Source organism: Escherichia sp. E10V10 (assembly GCF_004211985.1).
Classification (GTDB): Bacteria; Pseudomonadota; Gammaproteobacteria; order Enterobacterales; family Enterobacteriaceae; genus Escherichia.
Genome location: NZ_RHJO01000034.1, coordinates 1 through 3,245, shown reverse-complemented (window position 1 = coordinate 3,245; position 3,245 = coordinate 1). Strand labels below are relative to the sequence as shown.

General features: G+C 52.6%; 2 rRNA genes. Both read right to left on the bottom strand.

Annotation, left to right across the window (positions count from 1 at the left end):
- Positions 1-4: 4 nt before the first annotated feature.
- Positions 5-120: ribosomal RNA gene (rrf, locus tag D9736_RS21985) — 5S ribosomal RNA — on the bottom strand.
- 101 nt (positions 121-221) lie between these two features.
- Positions 222-3,123: ribosomal RNA gene (locus tag D9736_RS21980) — 23S ribosomal RNA — on the bottom strand.
- Positions 3,124-3,245 lie beyond the last annotated feature (122 nt).

The window sequence follows — 3,245 nt, the reverse complement described above, 5'->3', positions numbered from 1 at the left end:
TGATGCCTGGCAGTTCCCTACTCTCGCATGGGGAAACCCCACACTACCATCGGCGCTACGGCGTTTCACTTCTGAGTTCGGCATGGGGTCAGGTGGGACCACCGCGCTACGGCCGCCAGGCAAATTCTGTTTTATCAACACGTCCTGTTCTGACCTGTCGATTTAATCTGTATCAAGCTTACTTATCGATGTCTCTTCCGCCAAAACATCTTCGGCGTTGTAAGGTTAAGCCTCACGGTTCATTAGTACCGGTTAGCTCAACGCATCGCTGCGCTTACACACCCGGCCTATCAACGTCGTCGTCTTCAACGTTCCTTCAGGAGACTTAAAGTCTCAGGGAGAACTCATCTCGGGGCAAGTTTCGTGCTTAGATGCTTTCAGCACTTATCTCTTCCGCATTTAGCTACCGGGCAGTGCCATTGGCATGACAACCCGAACACCAGTGATGCGTCCACTCCGGTCCTCTCGTACTAGGAGCAGCCCCCCTCAGTTCTCCAGCGCCCACGGCAGATAGGGACCGAACTGTCTCACGACGTTCTAAACCCAGCTCGCGTACCACTTTAAATGGCGAACAGCCATACCCTTGGGACCTACTTCAGCCCCAGGATGTGATGAGCCGACATCGAGGTGCCAAACACCGCCGTCGATATGAACTCTTGGGCGGTATCAGCCTGTTATCCCCGGAGTACCTTTTATCCGTTGAGCGATGGCCCTTCCATTCAGAACCACCGGATCACTATGACCTGCTTTCGCACCTGCTCGCGCCGTCACGCTCGCAGTCAAGCTGGCTTATGCCATTGCACTAACCTCCTGATGTCCGACCAGGATTAGCCAACCTTCGTGCTCCTCCGTTACTCTTTAGGAGGAGACCGCCCCAGTCAAACTACCCACCAGACACTGTCCGCAACCCGGATTACGGGTCCACGTTAGAACATCAAACATTAAAGGGTGGTATTTCAAGGTCGGCTCCATGCAGACTGGCGTCCACACTTCAAAGCCTCCCACCTATCCTACACATCAAGGCTCAATGTTCAGTGTCAAGCTATAGTAAAGGTTCACGGGGTCTTTCCGTCTTGCCGCGGGTACACTGCATCTTCACAGCGAGTTCAATTTCACTGAGTCTCGGGTGGAGACAGCCTGGCCATCATTACGCCATTCGTGCAGGTCGGAACTTACCCGACAAGGAATTTCGCTACCTTAGGACCGTTATAGTTACGGCCGCCGTTTACCGGGGCTTCGATCAAGAGCTTCGCTTGCGCTGACCCCATCAATTAACCTTCCGGCACCGGGCAGGCGTCACACCGTATACGTCCACTTTCGTGTTTGCACAGTGCTGTGTTTTTAATAAACAGTTGCAGCCAGCTGGTATCTTCGACTGATTTCAGCTCCATCCGCGAGGGACTTCACCTACGTATCAGCGTGCCTTCTCCCGAAGTTACGGCACCATTTTGCCTAGTTCCTTCACCCGAGTTCTCTCAAGCGCCTTGGTATTCTCTACCTGACCACCTGTGTCGGTTTGGGGTACGATTTGATGTTACCTGATGCTTAGAGGCTTTTCCTGGAAGCAGGGCATTTGTTGCTTCAGCACCGTAGTGCCTCGTCATCACGCCTCAGCCTTGATTTTCCGGATTTGCCTGGAAAACCAGCCTACACGCTTAAACCGGGACAACCGTCGCCCGGCCAACATAGCCTTCTCCGTCCCCCCTTCGCAGTAACACCAAGTACAGGAATATTAACCTGTTTCCCATCGACTACGCCTTTCGGCCTCGCCTTAGGGGTCGACTCACCCTGCCCCGATTAACGTTGGACAGGAACCCTTGGTCTTCCGGCGAGCGGGCTTTTCACCCGCTTTATCGTTACTTATGTCAGCATTCGCACTTCTGATACCTCCAGCATACCTCACAGGACACCTTCACAGGCTTACAGAACGCTCCCCTACCCAACAACACATAGTGTCGCTGCCGCAGCTTCGGTGCATGGTTTAGCCCCGTTACATCTTCCGCGCAGGCCGACTCGACCAGTGAGCTATTACGCTTTCTTTAAATGATGGCTGCTTCTAAGCCAACATCCTGGCTGTCTGGGCCTTCCCACATCGTTTCCCACTTAACCATGACTTTGGGACCTTAGCTGGCGGTCTGGGTTGTTTCCCTCTTCACGACGGACGTTAGCACCCGCCGTGTGTCTCCCGTGATAACATTCTCCGGTATTCGCAGTTTGCATCGGGTTGGTAAGTCGGGATGACCCCCTTGCCGAAACAGTGCTCTACCCCCGGAGATGAATTCACGAGGCGCTACCTAAATAGCTTTCGGGGAGAACCAGCTATCTCCCGGTTTGATTGGCCTTTCACCCCCAGCCACAAGTCATCCGCTAATTTTTCAACATTAGTCGGTTCGGTCCTCCAGTTAGTGTTACCCAACCTTCAACCTGCCCATGGCTAGATCACCGGGTTTCGGGTCTATACCCTGCAACTTAACGCCCAGTTAAGACTCGGTTTCCCTTCGGCTCCCCTATTCGGTTAACCTTGCTACAGAATATAAGTCGCTGACCCATTATACAAAAGGTACGCAGTCACCCCATAAAGAGGCTCCCACTGCTTGTACGTACACGGTTTCAGGTTCTTTTTCACTCCCCTCGCCGGGGTTCTTTTCGCCTTTCCCTCACGGTACTGGTTCACTATCGGTCAGTCAGGAGTATTTAGCCTTGGAGGATGGTCCCCCCATATTCAGACAGGATACCACGTGTCCCGCCCTACTCATCGAGCTCACAGCATGTGCATTTTTGTGTACGGGGCTGTCACCCTGTATCGCGCGCCTTTCCAGACGCTTCCACTAACACACACACTGATTCAGGCTCTGGGCTGCTCCCCGTTCGCTCGCCGCTACTGGGGGAATCTCGGTTGATTTCTTTTCCTCGGGGTACTTAGATGTTTCAGTTCCCCCGGTTCGCCTCATTAACCTATGGATTCAGTTAATGATAGTGTGACGAATCACACTGGGTTTCCCCATTCGGAAATCGCCGGTTATAACGGTTCATATCACCTTACCGACGCTTATCGCAGATTAGCACGTCCTTCATCGCCTCTGACTGCCAGGGCATCCACCGTGTACGCTTAGTCGCTTAACCTCACAACCCGAAGATGTTTCTTGCGATTCATCATCGTGTTGCGAAAATTTGAGAGACTCACGAACAACTTTCGTTGTTCAGTGTTTCAATTTTCAGCTTGATCCAGATTTTTAAAGAGCAAA